Source organism: Gracilibacillus boraciitolerans JCM 21714 (assembly GCF_000521485.1).
Classification (GTDB): Bacteria; Bacillota; Bacilli; order Bacillales; family Amphibacillaceae; genus Gracilibacillus; species Gracilibacillus boraciitolerans.
Window position 1 is genome coordinate 151,587 of the sequence record NZ_BAVS01000001.1, and the last position, 17,992, is coordinate 169,578.

The window sequence follows — 17,992 nt, forward strand, 5'->3', positions numbered from 1 at the left end:
TAGAAATCAGAATTGATAGATGCATGAACGAGCTATAACTGAGAAAGGATGGTTTTGTGGAAGATAAATATTTATCTGTAACTGCTTTAACCAAATATATTAAGAAGAAATTTGATGTGGATCAACATTTAAATCAGATATGGCTCAAAGGTGAAATTTCGAATTTTAAACATCATTCGAGAGGTCATATGTATATGACCATAAAAGATAATAACGCAAGTATTCGCGCGGTAATGTTTCAAAGTCAAAATCAATCTCTTCGCTTTCGTCCTGAAAATGGTATGAAAATATTATTATCAGGTAATATAAGTGTCTTTGAATCACAAGGTCAATATCAACTGTATATACAAGAAATGCAACCCGATGGTGTTGGTGCATTACATTTAGCATTTGAGCAATTAAAAGAAAAATTATCTTTAGAAGGTCTTTTTGATCAGGAATATAAAAAAAGCATACCAAAATACCCTAATAAAATTGCTGTTTTAACTTCTCCAACAGGTGCGGCAATTCGTGATATTATCTCGACGATAGAAAGAAGGTATTCGATCGTTGAGATTCTAATTATTCCAGTACTTGTGCAAGGTAAACAGGCGATTAATTCTATCGTCGATGGCATATCAAAAGCAAATCAGATGAAATCCATCGATTTAATTATTTTGGGGCGTGGCGGCGGATCGTTAGAAGAACTTTGGAGTTTTAATGAAGAAGCAGTAGCAAGAGCTATTTTTAAATCAGAAATACCGATTATTTCAGCTGTAGGACACGAAACAGATATTACTATTAGTGATATGGTGTCAGATCTAAGAGCACCAACTCCAACAGCAGCTGCAGAGTTAGCTGTACCATCTAAAATTGAATTGCTGGAAACCATTCAAAAGTTGGATAAATTCTTATCGAATCGACTTCTGTATCGAATGGAACGAGCACGTGAAAAGCTGATTTCTCTCGAAAATTCGTATGTGTTTAAATATCCAGAACGTTTAGTGGAAGAGAAAGAACAACGATTTGATGGGGGGGTACTAGATAAGTTATCCAAACAGATGCAATATATAATCACCACTAAAAAAGAACAGTATAGCTTCCTTCATCAACATTTCCACCACTTTAATCCGATGAATCAGATAGAAAAAAATGAAGAGGAGATTTACCAATTGATGAAGCGATTGGGGAGAGCTAATATACAGCAAATGAATAATAAAAGAAAGGAATTCACTAAAATGCTCTCTCAACTTGATCTATTAAATCCTACAAGAATAATGAGTAGAGGTTATTCGATTACTTATCAAGAAAATAAATCGATATTGAAAAGTGTGAAGGATACCAAAATAGATTCATCAATAATAGTCAGGTTATCAGATGGAAGTTTAGAATGCACAATTGATCAAATTAGAGAGGAAGATCCAAATGAATGAAAAGAAAAATGAGTTATCTTTTGAAGAGGCACTTGAACAGTTAGAGGAAATTGTGAATAAAATGGAAGAAGGCGAAGTTCCTTTAGAAAAAGCAATGGAGTATTATGCGAAAGGTTCTAAATTATCTAAAATATGCCATGATAAACTGGCCAAAGCTGATAAACAAATAAAAACAATTCTTACAGATGAGAATAAACAGGAAAGTTTTGAAATCCAGGAGGATAAATAAATGAAGGATTCATTTCAAATATTACTAAAAAAAGAACAAGCTGCATTTGATAAAGTACTAAAAGAATATCTACAGCAGTTAAATATGCCAGCTTATTTAAAGGAAGCTGTACTCTATTCGATAAATGCAGGGGGGGAAAAGACTGCGTCCGCTTTTAATGAGGTTGACGTGTGCAGAACTTGGAGGAAATGAAGAACATGTTTATCCAGCAGCTATAGCACTTGAAATGATACATACTTATTCCTTAATACATGATGATTTGCCTGCAATGGATGATGATTCATATCGTCGAGGCAAACTAACAAATCATAAAAAATTTGGAGAAGCGACTGCTATATTGGCAGGAGATGGATTATTAACTAATAGTTTTCATGCCATCAGTACTTCACCTTTATATTCAGCTGAAGAAAAGGTACATATTATCTCAAAACTAACAACTGCTAGTGGATTAGAAGGAATGGTTGCTGGACAACTACTAGACATGGAAGCAGAAAAGAAATCGATTTCTATTCTTGAATTAGAACATATCCATCATTTAAAAACGGGGGGGCGATTAATCTCTTTTGCTGTGGAAATAGGTGGTTATATAGCTGGCTTACCTTCAAACAAACTGCAAACTTTAAAAAGTCTAGGAGAGTATTTAGGTATAATATTTCAAATTCAAGATGATATTCTTGATGTGGAAGGAGACGAAGAAGTTATCGGTAAAAAAGTGGGAAGTGATTCAGAAAATGATAAAAGTACCTATCCAAGTATTCTTGGGCTTGAAGGAGCAAAAATTTATAAGGAAAAATATTTAGAAGAAGCAATGAAATGTATAGAGATTGTTGGTTTAAAAAATACTGTATTAGCAGATATAACTCGATACTTAAGTGAACGCAATCAATAATGATTGAGAAAATATAATAAATATGTTATATTTAATGTAAGTAAATGGAATGGTGCAGTATTCTAGTCAGTCCCCCCCCGTTTCTGAAGGCGGGGCTAAAAATCCGCCAAAGGGCATATCGATGAAGTTCCTTGTGTTGGCTTGAGGCGCCCAGCCTTGGGTTGATGCTGGGAGTTAAGGTTTGAGGGCGATCCGCAAAGGCATGTGGGCGTAGACCCTCTTTCCGCGGAGGCCCATCTCTGTGTTCAATACTTAGCCAAGGATTGAGCATGGACTGGGGTATGAACCTGCGTAATAAGGAGGGGGGGATCCTTATTCGTAGCGTAGCCTGCCTTGAGTGGTACGAAGGGATTATAGGTAAGAGAGTGTTCGAACTTGATGGCCACTTGATCGAATATTTTTTTCTATATGAAATTCGTACTGCAAAAGAGGCTAAGAAACGGTTTAAGATTGTTGAGGAAATCTCCTAGACTGTTCCTATGTGACATTTGAAAGGGATTATAGTACGGACTAAGTGGTAATCCAGTCTAGTGTCAGGTGACTGCACTAAGTCAGATTTAAAGGGTAACCGCCAATCTGGCAACAGTTGGTATCTGATTGGGAAAACCTACTGGACCTAAGCCGTAGTTTTAACCTTTTAAGTGACCATTCCAGCTACTATACATAATGTGATGAAGTAACGAGGTTGCCAAGGATGAATAAACAACAATTACAAAAGTCGATAAAATTTAGTTTAAGCATTGCCGTTATCACGTTTGTGTTAGCGGCTATTTTTTCAATAGTATCTTCTTCCATATTAAGCGGAGTATTACCGATTATAGGTTTATTCATCGTGTTTATCATTGTCCTAATCGGGGTATTTTTTGATATGTTAGGAATAGCTGCAACAGCTGCTGATGAAGTACCGTTTCATGCAATGGCAGCAGAGAAGGTAAGCGGTTCCAAACAGGCGATTTTAATTATTAGAAATGCTGATCGTTTTGCCAGCTTTTGTAATGACGTAATCGGCGATATTTCTGGTATAATAAGTGGAACTGCTTCCGCGATTGTTGTATTACAAATTGCAACAGGATTTGGATATGAAGATGGGACTACCTTTCATATAACACTAGCTGTTATTTTAACCAGTTTAGTTGCGGCGATAACAGTCGGTGGGAAAGCATTTGGAAAGTTCATAGCAATTCGCTCCTCCACAAAAATTATCTTTATGGTCGGTAAAATAATTGCATTTTTAGAAAGAAAATTTAAAATAAAAGTATTATCAAATAAATAGAATCTTTAAAATAGATAGGGAGGATTCCTTTATGGATCTAACCAAGATGAAAAATCCAAAATTTTTAAAAGAATTAAATACAGAAGAATTAGAAATATTAGCAGCTGAGATCCGTCAATTTTTAATTAATAAGCTTTCCGTAACAGGCGGACATTTAGGAGCGAACTTAGGTGTAGTTGAATTGACTCTTGCTTTACACAAACAATTTAACAGCCCTAAGGACAAATTGATTTTTGATGTAGGACATCAATCTTATATTCACAAAATGTTAACAGGGCGAACAGATCAATTTGATACATTAAGACAATTTAAAGGACTTTGTGGGTTTCCTAAAATGAACGAAAGTGAACACGATGTATGGGAAACAGGCCATAGTTCAACTTCGTTATCTGCTGCAATGGGAATGGCTATAGCACGAGATATGAAGAAGGAAAAAAATTTCGTCGTACCAATTATTGGAGATGGAGCCCTTACTGGTGGAATGGCTCTGGAAGCCTTAAACCATATTGGACATGAAAAAAAGAATTTAACTGTTATTTTGAATGATAATGAGATGTCGATTGCTGGAAATGTAGGTGCTTTACATAATGCATTAGGCAGAATGAGAAGTGCTGGAAAATATAATCGAGTAAAAGACGAGCTTGAAGTATTATTGAAACGAATTCCTGCTGTAGGTGGTAAAATTGCTCAAACGGCAGAACGTGTTAAGGATAGCATGAAATATTTTATGGTACCTGGTATGCTATTCGAGGAATTTGGGTTCACTTACTTTGGACCAGTGGATGGACATGACTTCAGAGATTTAGAAAAACATATTGCATATGCTAAAAAAACAGAAGGACCTGTTCTTATTCATGTTATCACGCAGAAAGGAAAAGGATACAAACCAGCTGAAATGGATGAAAAAGATAAATGGCATGGTGTTGGTCCGTATAAAATTGATTCTGGGGGGAGAAAATAAAACCAGTCAATACTGCTCCGGCCTGGAGCCAAGTTGTTAGTGATACTCTCGAAACAATTGCCGCGACTGACGATCGATTAGCGGTTATTACACCAGCTATGATTCTCGGATCTAAATTAGAAAAATTTCAAGAAAGATTTCCGGAACGTCTGTTTGATGTGGGGATTGCTGAGCAACACGCAACAACCATGTCTGCCGGTCTTGCAACACAGGGTATGAAACCATTTTTAGTGATTTATTCTACATTTTTACAGCGTGCATATGATCAACTTGTACATGATGTATGTCGTCAAAATCTGAATGTTGCATTTGGTATTGATCGCGCTGGTCTGGTAGGAGCTGATGGGGGGGAGACACACCAAGGTGTTTTTGACATTGCCTTTTTACGGCATTTACCAAATATGGTTATCATGATGCCAAAGGATGAAAATGAATGTCAACATATGGTTTACACCGCGACTAACTATGATAGTGGTCCAATTGCTGTAAGATTTCCCAGAGGAAATGGACTTGGTGTTCCGATGGATGCTTCTTTATCGACTATTCCTATTGGAAAATGGGAGGTCCTTAAAAAAGGTGCCGACGCAGTAATTTTAACTTTTGGTACGACAATCGAAATGGCACTTGCTGCAAGTGAAAATTTACAGAAACAAGGAATCCATGTAGAAGTGATCAATGCACGTTTCATAAAACCATTGGATGAGACAATTTTGCACGAAAGAATGCAGAAAAATATTCCTATACTTACTTTAGAGGAAGCAGTCCTAAAAGGCGGTTTTGGGAGTGCTGTATTAGAATTTGCAGAAGAAAACAATTATCACCCATATATTAAAAGAATGGGTATTCCGGACCGTTATATCGAACAAGGTGAAGTAGATCAATTATTAGAAGAAATAAATTTAACAAAAGATCAAATTATCACAGAAATAAATCAACTACTACTTTCAAGTAATGATAAGCAAAAAAGGGCATGATAGAGATGGGTAAGAAAATCAGATTGGATCAACTTATTTTTGACAGGGGGGGATTAAGTGAATCTCGCGAAAAAGCAAAAAGGACCATTATGGCTGGCTTGGTTTTTTCTGATGGGCAGAGATTAGATAAGCCTGGTACAAAAGTAAACAATGATATAACAATAGATATAAAAGGAAAAGCTATGCCTTATGTTGGGCGTGGTGGTTTAAAGTTAGAAAAAGCTCTAAATTATTTCCGTCTGGATATAAGCGGTAAAGTAATGGTTGATGTAGGTTCTTCTACAGGAGGATTTACAGACTGTGCCCTTCAAAATGGTGTGAAAATGAGTTATGCGATAGATGTAGGTTATAATCAGCTGGCTTGGAAGCTACGCAATGATCCAAGAGTGGTCGTAATGGAGAGAACTAATTTTCGTTACGTAACTCCTGATATGTTAACAAAGGAAATACCTAATTTTGCAAGTGTAGACGTTTCGTTTATTTCTTTAAAATTAATCTTGCCACCTCTATTTGATTTATTAGGTGAAAACAGCCAAGTTGTTATCTTAATAAAACCTCAATTTGAAGCTGGGAAAGATCAAGTAGGAAAAAAAGGTATCGTCCGTGATCCTAATGTCCATTTACATGTATTACATCAAATCTTAATCTTTTCAGAAAGTATTGGATTTCAAATAAACGATCTAACGTTTTCACCAATAACTGGTGGAGACGGTAATATTGAGTATTTAGCACTGCTAACCAAAGGCAAAATTAGCAGTAAACCACTAAACATCAATGATTTAGCTCAAGAAGTCGTAAACGAGTCACATCAGGAATTAAATCAATCATAGGATTGGGCTACATGTATAGTAGTCCATTTTGCTATGAAAAAGAATTGCTGGAGGAAGGTCCGATGAATAAAGCGCAACGACATATAAAAATTCGCGAACTGATCACAGAAAGCGAAATTGAAACGCAAGATGAGTTAGTCGAGGAGCTAAGAAGTCAAGGTTATGGTATCACGCAGGCGACGATATCACGGGACATAAAGGAATTACATCTGGTTAAAGTTCCGACAGCTGATGGCAGATATAAATACAGCTTGCCTGCTGATCAGAAGTTTAATCCTTTAAGTAAATTACGTCGATTTATTATGGATGCTTTTATAAGTATTGATATAGCAACACACTTTATTGTTATGAAAACCTTGCCAGGTAATGCGCAAGCAATGGGCGCTTTAATCGATAATCTCGGATGGGAAGAAATAGTTGGAAGTATTTGTGGAGATGATACAATTCTTATCATTTGTAAAACAACAGAAGAAGCAGAAGCTATTAAAGAAAAATTTCTTAAGATGCTTTAACAAGGTGGTGAGCTACATATGCTAACGGAATTCTCAATCAAAAATTTTGCAATTATTGATGAACTATCCATCCATTTTCAAAAAGGCTTAACAGTACTTACTGGGGGGGAAACTGGTGCAGGAAAGTCAATTATTATTGATGCACTAGGATTACTAATTGGCGGCAGAGGATCAGTCGAGTTTGTTCGACATGGTGAAAAGAAAGCAGAACTTGAAGGATTATTTATTATCGACGATACCACACATCCTATATATCAAAAAACAGAGGAATTAGGAATAGAAATTATGGAAGACCATATGCTTGTGTTACACCGAACAATTTCTCATACAGGAAAAAGTATATGTCGTCTAAATGGAAAGCTGATTACATTGGGCATTTTAAAAGAAATTGGCCAAAGCATTATGGATATACATAGTCAGCATGAAACCCAAACTTTATTGGATAAAGAAAAACATATAGAATTATTGGATTATTTTCATGAAACCACACATCCATCTTTTAAAAAAGATTATCAAAAACTATATTCTCAGTGGCTTCAATTAAAGAATAAGTATGAAGCAAATAATAAAAATGAACAAGAGCTGGCTCAGCGCATCGATTTATTTGAATTTCAATTAAAGGAAATTCAAAATGCCGATTTACAACCTCTAGAGGATGTATTATTAACAAATGAGCGTAATGAATTAAATCATTTTCATACCATACATCAAAATCTTAATGATGCTTATAATGCTTTACATGGAGAACAAAAAGGGTTAGATTGGTTATCACATGCTTCCAATAATTTAGAAGAGGCAGGAGAGCATAATAAAGAAATTCAAAGTATGCACGAACAATTTGTTAATCACTATTTTCTTATAGAAGAGTTATCCTATCAAATCCGTCACCATCTTGATCAAATGGATTATGAACCAGCACGTATAGAAATTATCGAATCCAGACTAAATGAAATTGATCAGTTAAAACGCAAGTATGGTACATCCGTTGAAGAAATAATGACCTATAGTGCTAAAATTGAAGAAGAATTAGAGGAAATAAAAAACCGTGATCAGCATTTGTCAAACTTAGCAGCTACATTAAACGCTTTGGCGAATGATCTTTTAATAGAAGCAAAAGAATTGCATACCATTAGAAATAAAGCTGCAAAAAAATTAGAAAAAGCGGTTTTATCAGAATTGAACGATTTGTATTTGGAAAAAACCAAGTTTCGGGTAGATATTAATTATGTTAAATCAGAAAAAGGGATATCTTTAGATGGATTTAAAGTTTCACCACATAAAAATGGTATTAATCAAGTGAAATTCCTTATTTCTACAAATCCGGGTGAACCTGTAAAGGAACTGGGTAAAATTGCTTCAGGAGGAGAAATGTCTCGTATAATGCTGGCTTTGAAGAATATATTTTCAAAGCATCAAGGAATTACGAGCGTTATTTTTGATGAAGTCGATACTGGTGTTAGTGGGCGTGTCGCTCAATCCATGGCTGAGAAGATATATAATATATCCTTTGGTTCTCAGGTGTTATGTATTACGCATTTACCACAAGTTGCATCCATAGCTGATACTCATTTAAGAATTGAAAAAGTCATAAAAAAAGAGCGCACACATACAACGATTAAAGAATTGTCATTTGAAGAGCGTATTGATGAGATCGGTAAGATGATTACTGGTGCAGAATTAACCGACACATCCAGGACGCATGCCAAAGAATTAATCGAGATGAATCATAAAAAAAGATAGGATTTTATTTATTCATTTTTAAAAGTGGTAAAGTTCGCCCGTTTTTGTTAAGTTTAACGGGTTTAAAAAGCCCTCCTTAAGGTCAAATTAATGATACAGATAAAAAACAGTCTGTATTACAAGGAGGGTGATGTTAGTGAAAGAAAGTTTTTTTAGAAAAGCGATAGGATTAATACTCCTTGTCACATTATTTGTACTACCATGGTATTCACCATTTCAAATATACCTTTCCATTCCATCAGAGATAAAGACATTTTCACAATCAGATACCGTTGATTTACCAAAGTTAAGTGATGATATTGCAGTTACTTCGATGAAACAAGGAAAAATTCAACATGCAACTGATTTATCGGAATACTCTCTTGAGGAAAGCGGTAATGATGAACTGACATATACTGTTGCAAATTTTCCTGTCAAGAAAGTGAATTTGGAAGTATATGATGATTTCCGAATAATCAGGTGGTCAATCTATAGGAATAAATTTACACACACAAGGGGGGGTCTTAGTAGTAGGACACCATCTAGTGTCAACTGATGAGGGGGACCATTTCCCCCCCAGGTGAAGAAGCCAATATCCAAATTGGAGATAATATCTTGTCCATTAATGATACTGCAATTACAAAAATGGAGGAAGTTGCTCCACTAGTTATAGAAGCAGGCAAGAACCAAGATCCATTAGAAGTAAAAATAAAAAGAGGAAATGAAGAAATTTCTACACAATTACAACCAGCATATGATATTAAAGAAAAAGATTATCGGATCGGTCTGTATATTCGCGACTCAGCAGCAGGAATTGGTACGATGACTTTCTTTGATCCTAATACTAAGAAATATGGTGCGTTAGGTCATATTATTTCTGATATGGATACAAGGAAACCCGTAGAAATTAATAATGGCTCAATTGTACGTTCTCAGATTACAGATATTAAGAAAGGTGAGCATGGCCTTCCAGGTGAGAAAAAAGCTGACTTTATAATTGATGATGTCCAATTAGGAGACATTACAAAAAATTCTCCTTTTGGTATATTTGGTACTTTAAAAGAAGCCTTAGTTAAGGGCAATGGTAAATGGTCAAAACCAATGCCAATTGCTCTTCCCAGCCAAGTAAAAGAAGGTCCAGCACAAATCTTAACTGTAATTAATGGTGAAGAAATAGAAGCCTTCGATGTGAAGATCGTTAACAGCATCAATCAATCTGCACCAGCAACTAAAGGGATTATATTAGAAATAACAGATCAACGACTGTTAGAAGAAACTGGTGGCATTGTGCAAGGTATGAGTGGCAGTCCAATCATACAAAATGATAAAATTATTGGTGCAGTGACACATGTATTCGTAAACGACCCTACAAGTGGCTACGGGGGGGTTCATATTGAATGGATGTTGGATGAAGCTGGAATTGATATTTATAAACAGGAAAATAAAAAGGCTAGTTAATTCTTATTTTTAAAAAAAATTGAAATCCGAACGATGATTCGAATTCTGCTACGAATTTTCTTATCGATCGGATTTTTTATTTACATATGATAGGTGGGTACTGCGCAGCAACTCATGAGGCATATTAAGGATCAAAGTAATCAATGTGAAAGGATTCTTTCATGTAACAACCGCTCCTGCTTGCTCATTTCGCTTTCCGGGGGGGAGCGATACTCTTTAGCTAACTTTGCAAAGAAAATAAAAACTCCCAATTGCAGTTATTAGCATATCTTGTTACAATACATTAAAAATTATTCGACATTTCCAAATTTTAAAAGAAAAATAAAATATTTGATGTAAAAAAGAAGGATTTCTCATGCTTTTGTCGAAAATGTTAGGTAAGAACAAAATTGTGAACACTTGATTTGAAGGAGGAAATTTTTGTGGAGAAGACGAAGTATTATTGGTAGATGATAATCGTGAACTGGTTAATTTGATGGAAGAATACCTATTAGAACAAAAAGATATAGAAGTAGTAGGGATTGCATATAATGGAAAAGAATGTATGGATAATGTTGAGGAATTAGCTCCAGATGTTATTGTATTAGATATTATCATGCCTCATATAGATGGTTTGGCTGTGTTATCTAAATTAAAACAAAATGATAAGACGAAGCATATCAATATTATTATGTTGACAGCTTTTGGACAGGAGGAGGTTACAAAAAAAGCCGTTGATTTAGGGGGGCGTCTTATTTTATATTAAAACCATTTGATTTAGAACATCTTGCAGAACAAATCAGACAAGTGCACGGTATTCAAACTGCTGTACATAATGATAGAAGATCAAATAGCAATAACAATAGGAAGCTCGATTTAGAAGCGAATATTACACATATTATTCATGAAATTGGTGTTCCTGCACATATTAAGGGTTATATGTATTTACGGGAAGCAATTACAATGGTGTATAACGATATAGAATTATTAGGTTCCATTACAAAGGTTCTATATCCTGATATTGCTACAAAATTTAATACAACGGCATCCAGAGTTGAACGAGCAATTCGTCATGCCATTGAAGTGGCATGGAGCAGAGGAAATATTGATTCGATCTCTTCATTATTTGGTTATACCGTAAGTGTATCAAAAGCAAAACCAACAAATTCTGAGTTTATTGCAATGGTTGCTGACAGATTACGATTGGAACATAGGGCAAGCTAAATAAAAACACATTTGTTTAAGCAAATGTGTTTTTTATTTTGCAAGCATTGTTTACATACTATTTACTTTCATCAATTTCATTCTTTAATTCATGCTTCTCATGATCAATATACAAGGAACGGGATGGGTATGCTACAGAAACATCTGCTTCATCAAGAATTTCCATTATCTTAAAATTTACTTGTTCTTTTACTGCTAAATACTCTTCCCAAATAGTTGTATTAGTGAAAAAGTAGACCATAATATCTAAACTGCTATCATTATATTCTGAAAAACGGACAAATATTATATCAGGATGAATATCAGGGTTACTTTTCAAATATTCTCTTATTTGATCTATCACCATTTCTAATTGTTTTTTTGTTGTGTTATATTCTACACCGAGCGTAAAGGAAATTCTGCGTTTTCCCATTTCACTCCAGTTAATAATAGGTTCATTAGATAAAGTAGCATTCGGTATAGTGACAAGTGAATCTTCAAAAGTACGAATGATCGTGCTGCGAAAATTTATATCTTCCACGATACCTTCTATACTAGGGGGGGATTGAATCCAATTTCCTATTGAAAAGGGCTTTTCTGTAATAATTACTACACCACCAAAAAGATTTTTAATAACTTCCTGCGCAGCAAGGGCAAATGCTAGTCCTCCTAATCCTAAACCTGCTACAAAGCCTCCAACATTATAATTAAATTCTTGTGCAATAATACTTAAACTAATCGCCACAATAATGACACGTACTGCTTTCGAAAGGAAAGGAATTAATATTTGATCCACATCAATATTGATTTTTTTACTGATCTTCATAAAAAGAATGGATGTTTTAGATGACAAGTTGTAAAGCCACCATGTGATTACTATAATGACTGATACGCGAATCAAACTTTTGAATAGCGAATTTTCCTGACTAATATATGGGAAATATCCTGCAGCAATGTATATCCCTATGATCATAAATAATACTCTTAACGGTTGCTCAAAGGCTTTTAAGGCATGATTCAAGAATTCTGTTTTGCCACTATTAGACAGCCTTAAAAATAAGTAAAATATGTATTTAATAAATAGTTTGCGAAAAAGAAAAGCAAATAAAATAATGCCTAAGCTTATGGCCATATGTATATACTCTTCGTATGTAATGCTCTCCCAAAATCTCCAATTCAAATGGTAGACCTCCAACCTCTTAATTATATAGATACTTTATCACGATATTATTTTATTTCCAACTATTTATCATGAATAATTTTGGGTGAATAACAAAATCTATATAAAAAGAAAAGAGAAGTGTTTCATTAGAAAAGAATAATAATAGGCTGTTTATCACTTTTTTTATTTCTCGCCGTGAATGATTCTGTACTTGCTGCAACACATACGGTACGTCCAGGAGAAAGTCTTTGGAGAATATCAAAAAAATATCAAGTAGGTTTATCAGAAATTATTGAAGTAAATGAACAAATTAAAAACCCAGATTTAATTTATCCAAACCAAAAGATGGCCATTCCAACAATTGATGAAATTAAAAAAGTTGAACATCAGGTGATCCAGTATACGAACCAGGAAAGAGAAAAGTATGGCCTGGCTCCTTTAAAACCTGACTGGCAATTGTCACGTGTAGCCAGATATAAATCTCAGGATATGAATAGCAATAATTACTTTAGTCACTAAAGTCCTACATTTGGATCCCCATTTAATATGATGAGAGACTTTGGAATTACTTATCGATCTGCAGCAGAAAACATTGCGAAAGGACAACAAACGTCGTATAGTGTTGTACCAGCTTGGATGAATTCCAGTGGACATCGAGCAAATATATTAAATGAAAATTAAACGCATATTGGTGTAGGGTATGTTGAAAACGGGAACTATTGGACACAAATGTTTATCTTAAAGTAGAAAATTAAATTAAAAACACCTTATCTCCTTATATGCATCGATTTATCTTAGAATTTTATGTTATCAAACATCCCATAAAGATAAGCGATTAAATTCTTCTGTATTTTTAACTTTAGACGTTACTTTTCTTTAACAATTTCCTTTAAAGTATGATACTATTTTTAATGGAATAAAAATAATTATTGGAGAGGTTAAAAGATGAAAGTAGCTAAATTTGGAGGAAGTTCAGTAGCGAATGCTGAACAATTACAGAAAGTAGCACAAATAATTAAAGATGACAAGGAGCGAAAAGTGATTGTAGTATCCGCGCCTGGAAAAAGATTTTCAGATGATGTAAAAGTTACGGATTTATTGATTGAACTAGGGGGAGTCATACTTCCAAAAGCAACCTATCGAAGGAAAGTTAGAAACTATTTTAGATCGTTTTCGGGAAATTACGACAAAACTAGAGTTATCCGATTACGTTATTGATGAAATTAGAGCTGGTGTCGATGCAATATTTGCTTCTAATGATAGTAACGAATTAAAAATGGATGCTTTAAAAGCAACCGGCGAAGATTCATTAGCTAAAGTATTGAATGCTTATTTACAATCTTTAGGATTTAATGCTACATACCTTAATCCCAGAGATGCTGGTATTGTTGTTAGCGACACACCTGGAAGTGCACAAATATTAGAGGAAAGCTATAAAAATCTTTATAAATTAAGAGATCGTGAAGAAATTGTCGTAATTCCAGGTTTCTTTGGTTATTCCAAGTCTGGGAAATTAATCACATTTTCACGTGGAGGATCTGACATTACCGGTTCGATTGTTGCAGCTGGCGTAAAAGCTGATTTGTATGAAAACTTTACAGATGTAGATTCCGTTTTTTGTGTGAACCCAACGATCGTTGATAATCCAAAAGAAATAACTACACTAACGTATAAAGAAATGCGGGAATTATCCTATGCAGGTTTCTCTGTGTTTCATGATGAGGCTCTTATTCCAGCATTTAAGGCAAACATCCCGGTTTGTATTAAAAATACAAATAATCCAACTGGAATTGGAACCATTATTGTTTCCAAAAAAGAACCACAATTAAATCCTGTAGTTGGCATTGCTAGTGATACTGGATTTATTAGTATTTATGTTAGTAAATATTTAATGAACAGAGAATTAGGTTTCGGAAGAAAATTATTAACGATTCTAGAAAATGAAGGTATTTCTTTTGAGCATACACCATCAGGAATTGATGATATTTCAGTGATTATCCGTGAATCCAGTCTAACAAAAGAAAAAGAAGAACGAATCATTGCACGTATCAAAGAGGAATTGGACCCTGATTATGTAAGTGTGGAACGCGACCTTGCCTTAATCATGGTAGTTGGAGAAGGTATGGATAGCACTCTTGGTCTGGCTGACAAAGCTACGCATGCTTTTAATAAAGCACAAGTAAACATCGAAATGATGAACCAAGGTTCGTCTGAAGTCTCTATGATGTTCGGTATTAAATCTGATAAAGTAAATGACGCAGTAAAATCTTTATACGAAATCTTTTTTGGATAATTTAAAATAAATAACAGGTATTCCTAATTGGAATACCTGTTATTTTTGTCACCTTTATTTAATTGACGCTTACGATCTCTGTGAACGATGAAACCACCAATGAAATAAAGGCCACCTAAAAAGAGTAATAGACCAATTATAAATTGAACTACGATATGCATGAAAATAGCTGTTAACTCGCCAAAAAAAGCATCTCTCATTAACTTTATGCCATATGTAGCAAAAACAGCAGGAAATACTAAAATTAATAATGCAATAATTCTCAAATGACTTCCTCCTATTGCAATGGAAATAATAATATTATAGCAAAAAATATTACGAAAAGAAAATAACAATTCCTTGCAATTTATTGCGCATAATTCTATGATATTAGTATGAAAAAAAGTGCAAGGTGTGATGAAAATAAATTCAAATAACTTTAATATGTATGAAGATTTATTTCATAAACTTCCGGTTGGTATAATATTGATTAATAAACAAGATAATATTACTTTAATTAATCAGACTGCTGGAGAGATCATATCCTCTGAAGCTGATCATCTAATAGGCAGGGAAATTCAAACCATACTAAAAAACCCGTCATATGAGCAAGTAAAGCAGTTACATCTTCAGGTTGAAAAAAAGGATACTATAAAAGAAACCAATCAGCATGTTGTTACAACATATACACCATTTCTAAGTAATAGTGACACTTTAGATGGTGTTCTGTTAGTAATGGAGTCGCTGGATAATTTTAAGCAAAAAGTAAGTGCTCTCACGGAAGCGGATTTTTATCATCAGATTCTCCAGGAATTATTAAAAACAGATCTAATTGCATTTCGAATTTTACAGACTGATGGAATAGAGTTGTTTTCCAGTGAGCTTTGGAAATCAGAAATGAATGATGATAATCCATATTTTGTAGACTGGGTTGATCAACTTGCCATGAAAACACTTACGGCCAGAAGAGAAAGAAGCGATCGTTATCAAGTTGAATCGACTGCAATGAATGCTGTTGATATTATAACGAAACCTATAAAACGAGAAGGAATGTTAAGTGGCTGTATTCAGTTTTTAAAAAAAGAGGAAAATAGTGCTTTAAAACAACAATTAAAAATAACGGCACAAATGCTTAGAAAGTTAGAAAAGACATATCAAATCGAAGATATTATTGGTAATTCACCAGAAATAAATATTGCGCGTGAACAGGCAAAAATATATGCAGAAACCAGTGCTCCTGTACTTCTCCGCGGTGAAAAAGGAACAGGTAAGGCAATGTTAGCCAGAATCATGCATATGACTAGTAATCGTAAATACTATCCTTTTATCAGAGTAAACAGCTCATTTTTTATTTCTGCTGCAGATTTAAAAGAAGCATTTGTATCTATAAGCAAAAGGGGGGGGAAAAATGGGACCGTTTATATTTATTTTAATGAAGAACCCTCCATTTTGCTGCAGAATAAATTGTTATCCTTAATGGAAAATCAACCATCTATTCGTTTTGTCTTTGGTGTAAAGGAACCAAGCCAATTAGCAGAATGGCATTCGGCATTTTTGGATGAGTTACAAAGGTATCAAATTGTTTTACCAGCACTAAAACAACGCATTAATGATTTGCCACTCTTAATAGATCATTTTGTTAATCATTATAATCAAAAATATGATACACAAATCAGAAAGATAGAAGAAGATCTTATGGACTGCTGGAAAACAATGAATTGGCCTGGTAATATTATGGAGTTGGAAGATAAGATCGAGCAAATCGCAAAAAATATTTCTTCATTTACTGAAACTGTTGGGATAGACACTGTTAAAAATCTCCCGAAAAATCCAAACACTTATTTAGAGAAAGATGACGATGGACTATCTTTACAAATGGCGCTGGATCAATTTGAAAGAGAATATTTATTTAATGCATTAGAGAAACATCAGTATAATAAAACCAAAACCGCAAAAGCACTGGGAGTATCTGTTCGAAATCTTTATTATAAAATGGATAAATATAAAATAGAGCGGGGGGGTGTAACCTAAATTGAATAAAGATTTTCGAATTTTAGTTATTAATCCACTAGTGGACGGAACCCATATTGCGTTATTTGAAAATAATCACTGTTTATTCGAAAAGTTACTCCCTCTAGAAAATATTATTATAAACACAGACTTACTTTCACAAGTTAATAACAGAAAGTCTATAATCGTTGATACAATTCTATCAATTGGAATAGACATAATATCGGTAAATGCGATATGTGGAAGAGGTGGACTGTTGCAACCAATTGAAGGTGGTACGTATCTGATCAATCAAAAAATGGTAGATGATTTGCGGGAAGAAAAAAATGGTAAACATGTTTCTAATTTAGGTGCTTTACTAGCCAATGCTATTGCGGAAGATTGGAATGTGGATGCCTATATTGTAGATCCAGTAGTTGTTGATGAGATGTTAGATATTGCAAAAAAAACAGGAATACCTTCAATAGAACGCAAAAGTATTTTCCATGCACTTAATCAGAAAGCGGTTGGAAGATCTCTAGCAGCTTCATTAAATGCTAATTATCATGATCTCTGTTTAGTGATTGCCCATATGGGTGGAGGCCTAACTGTTGGAGCTCATCAATATGGACGAGTCATTGATGTGAATAATGGATTTGATGGTGATGGACCCCCCCTTTCCTTTGAACGGGCAGGAAGCCTGCCAAATAAAGACTTGATAGAACTCTGCTTTAACGGATGTAAAAGCAAAGAACAACTGCAAACAGAAACAATTTATCAAAGTGGTATAAAAGCATATTTAAATATTGAAAGAAGAGTTGAATTAGATCTGCTTTGGCGAACAAAATCAGATGAAGTAAAAAAAGTATTTGATATAGTTGGTTATCAGGTTGCCAAAGAAATTGGCAAAATGAGTACTGTGTTATCAGGAAATGTTAATGCTATCGCAATAACGGGAGATTTAGCTACATATGACTATTTAAATCAGCAAATCATCCAACAGGTAAGCTGGATTGCTGATACCTATGTATTTCCCGGTGAAAATGTCATGCTAGCCTTAGCGCAAGGTACGTTAAGAGTCCTGCAGGGAATGGAAGAAGTAAAATTTTATGAATGAAGGAATGGTGAAA

Annotated in this window: 16 protein-coding genes and 3 pseudogenes; 17 read left to right on the plus strand and 2 right to left on the minus strand. The window is 34.4% G+C overall.

Annotation, left to right across the window (positions count from 1 at the left end; all coding sequences use genetic code 11):
- Nucleotides 1-56 precede the first annotated feature (56 nt).
- The 12 genes and pseudogenes from xseA (at nucleotide 57) to spo0A (ending at nucleotide 11,460) form a co-directional block, all read left to right on the plus strand.
- Nucleotides 57-1,412, plus strand: coding sequence for an exodeoxyribonuclease VII large subunit (xseA, locus tag JCM21714_RS00780; RefSeq protein ID WP_035720942.1), 1,356 nt, complete (start codon nucleotides 57-59; stop codon nucleotides 1,410-1,412).
- Complete coding sequence (gene xseB, locus JCM21714_RS00785; protein WP_035720945.1) at nucleotides 1,405-1,641, plus strand: exodeoxyribonuclease VII small subunit; 237 nt, start codon at nucleotides 1,405-1,407, stop codon at nucleotides 1,639-1,641. Before xseA ends, xseB begins: the two co-directional genes overlap by 8 nt.
- Nucleotides 1,642-1,833 carry a hypothetical protein gene (locus JCM21714_RS20650; protein ID WP_235182529.1) on the plus strand — a complete coding sequence of 64 codons (192 nt, stop codon included), beginning with the start codon at nucleotides 1,642-1,644 and terminating at the stop codon, nucleotides 1,831-1,833.
- Complete coding sequence (locus JCM21714_RS00790; RefSeq protein ID WP_235182530.1) at nucleotides 1,805-2,530, plus strand: polyprenyl synthetase family protein; 726 nt, start codon at nucleotides 1,805-1,807, stop codon at nucleotides 2,528-2,530. Before JCM21714_RS20650 ends, JCM21714_RS00790 begins: the two co-directional genes overlap by 29 nt.
- A 694-nt stretch (nucleotides 2,531-3,224) precedes the next feature.
- Nucleotides 3,225-3,803 (plus strand): hypothetical protein, encoded by a 579-nt coding sequence (locus JCM21714_RS00800; protein ID WP_035720950.1) that lies wholly within the window; start codon nucleotides 3,225-3,227, stop codon nucleotides 3,801-3,803.
- Nucleotides 3,804-3,834: 31 nt separating this feature from the next.
- A pseudogene (gene dxs / locus JCM21714_RS00805) lies at nucleotides 3,835-5,738 on the plus strand (1-deoxy-D-xylulose-5-phosphate synthase).
- 5 nt (nucleotides 5,739-5,743) lie between these two features.
- Entirely contained in the window at nucleotides 5,744-6,568 is an 825-nt protein-coding gene (locus JCM21714_RS00810; protein WP_035721783.1) for a TlyA family RNA methyltransferase, read from the plus strand.
- A gap of 62 nt (nucleotides 6,569-6,630) precedes the next feature.
- The gene (ahrC, locus tag JCM21714_RS00815; RefSeq protein ID WP_035721785.1) at nucleotides 6,631-7,080 is read left to right on the plus strand and encodes a transcriptional regulator AhrC/ArgR; all 450 of its coding nucleotides are present in this window, start codon (nucleotides 6,631-6,633) and stop codon (nucleotides 7,078-7,080) included.
- 18 nt (nucleotides 7,081-7,098) lie between these two features.
- The gene (recN, locus tag JCM21714_RS00820) at nucleotides 7,099-8,820 is read left to right on the plus strand and encodes a DNA repair protein RecN (RefSeq protein WP_035720952.1); all 1,722 of its coding nucleotides are present in this window, start codon (nucleotides 7,099-7,101) and stop codon (nucleotides 8,818-8,820) included.
- 130 nt (nucleotides 8,821-8,950) lie between these two features.
- Nucleotides 8,951-10,257, plus strand: a pseudogene (gene spoIVB / locus JCM21714_RS00825) (SpoIVB peptidase).
- A 442-nt stretch (nucleotides 10,258-10,699) separates the two neighbouring features.
- The gene (locus tag JCM21714_RS24615) at nucleotides 10,700-11,002 is read left to right on the plus strand and encodes a response regulator (RefSeq protein ID WP_439644437.1); all 303 of its coding nucleotides are present in this window, start codon (nucleotides 10,700-10,702) and stop codon (nucleotides 11,000-11,002) included.
- 32 nt (nucleotides 11,003-11,034) lie between these two features.
- On the plus strand, nucleotides 11,035-11,460 hold the full coding sequence (gene spo0A / locus JCM21714_RS24620; protein WP_439644441.1) for a sporulation transcription factor Spo0A: 426 nt from the start codon (nucleotides 11,035-11,037) through the stop codon (nucleotides 11,458-11,460).
- A 58-nt stretch (nucleotides 11,461-11,518) separates the two neighbouring features.
- Here spo0A and JCM21714_RS00835 read toward each other — a convergent pair whose 3' ends face one another.
- A complete protein-coding gene (locus tag JCM21714_RS00835; RefSeq protein WP_035720954.1) occupies nucleotides 11,519-12,619 on the minus strand; it encodes a mechanosensitive ion channel family protein in 1,101 nt (366 codons plus the stop codon).
- 177 nt (nucleotides 12,620-12,796) lie between these two features.
- On the opposite strand from JCM21714_RS00835, the pseudogene safA reads away from it, so the two are divergent.
- The 3 genes and pseudogenes from safA (at nucleotide 12,797) to JCM21714_RS00845 (ending at nucleotide 14,894) form a co-directional block, all read left to right on the plus strand.
- Nucleotides 12,797-13,348, plus strand: a pseudogene (gene safA / locus JCM21714_RS00840) (SafA/ExsA family spore coat assembly protein).
- 198 nt (nucleotides 13,349-13,546) lie between these two features.
- Complete coding sequence (locus JCM21714_RS23415) at nucleotides 13,547-13,819, plus strand: amino acid kinase family protein (RefSeq protein WP_369403377.1); 273 nt, start codon at nucleotides 13,547-13,549, stop codon at nucleotides 13,817-13,819.
- Nucleotides 13,761-14,894 carry an aspartate kinase gene (locus JCM21714_RS00845; RefSeq protein ID WP_369403410.1) on the plus strand — a complete coding sequence of 378 codons (1,134 nt, stop codon included), beginning with the start codon at nucleotides 13,761-13,763 and terminating at the stop codon, nucleotides 14,892-14,894. The genes JCM21714_RS23415 and JCM21714_RS00845 overlap by 59 nt, the downstream gene beginning before the upstream one ends.
- 23 nt (nucleotides 14,895-14,917) lie before the next feature.
- Here JCM21714_RS00845 and JCM21714_RS00850 read toward each other — a convergent pair whose 3' ends face one another.
- Nucleotides 14,918-15,160: a DUF2627 domain-containing protein gene (locus JCM21714_RS00850; protein WP_035720957.1), complete on the minus strand. Its 243-nt coding sequence runs from the start codon at nucleotides 15,158-15,160 to the stop codon at nucleotides 14,918-14,920.
- A 130-nt stretch (nucleotides 15,161-15,290) separates the two neighbouring features.
- Here JCM21714_RS00850 and JCM21714_RS00855 point away from each other — a divergent pair, with 130 nt between their 5' ends.
- A complete protein-coding gene (locus JCM21714_RS00855) occupies nucleotides 15,291-16,904 on the plus strand; it encodes an AAA-type ATPase lid domain-containing protein (RefSeq protein ID WP_148294947.1) in 1,614 nt (537 codons plus the stop codon).
- Between the two features lies 1 nt (nucleotide 16,905).
- The gene (gene buk, locus JCM21714_RS00860; protein WP_035720963.1) at nucleotides 16,906-17,979 is read left to right on the plus strand and encodes a butyrate kinase; all 1,074 of its coding nucleotides are present in this window, start codon (nucleotides 16,906-16,908) and stop codon (nucleotides 17,977-17,979) included.
- Nucleotides 17,980-17,992: the final 13 nt, after the last annotated feature.

Coding starts and splice junctions, on each gene's coding strand:
- JCM21714_RS20650 (WP_235182529.1), top strand. CDS start 1,642: ATGAAGGATTCATTTCAAATATTACTAAAAAAAGAACAAGCTGCATTT.
- JCM21714_RS00810 (WP_035721783.1), top strand. CDS start 5,744: ATGGGTAAGAAAATCAGATTGGATCAACTTATTTTTGACAGGGGGGGA.
- JCM21714_RS23415 (WP_369403377.1), top strand. CDS start 13,547: ATGAAAGTAGCTAAATTTGGAGGAAGTTCAGTAGCGAATGCTGAACAA.
- recN (WP_035720952.1), top strand. CDS start 7,099: ATGCTAACGGAATTCTCAATCAAAAATTTTGCAATTATTGATGAACTA.
- JCM21714_RS00855 (WP_148294947.1), top strand. CDS start 15,291: ATGAAAATAAATTCAAATAACTTTAATATGTATGAAGATTTATTTCAT.
- ahrC (WP_035721785.1), top strand. CDS start 6,631: ATGAATAAAGCGCAACGACATATAAAAATTCGCGAACTGATCACAGAA.
- xseB (WP_035720945.1), top strand. CDS start 1,405: ATGAATGAAAAGAAAAATGAGTTATCTTTTGAAGAGGCACTTGAACAG.
- JCM21714_RS00800 (WP_035720950.1), top strand. CDS start 3,225: ATGAATAAACAACAATTACAAAAGTCGATAAAATTTAGTTTAAGCATT.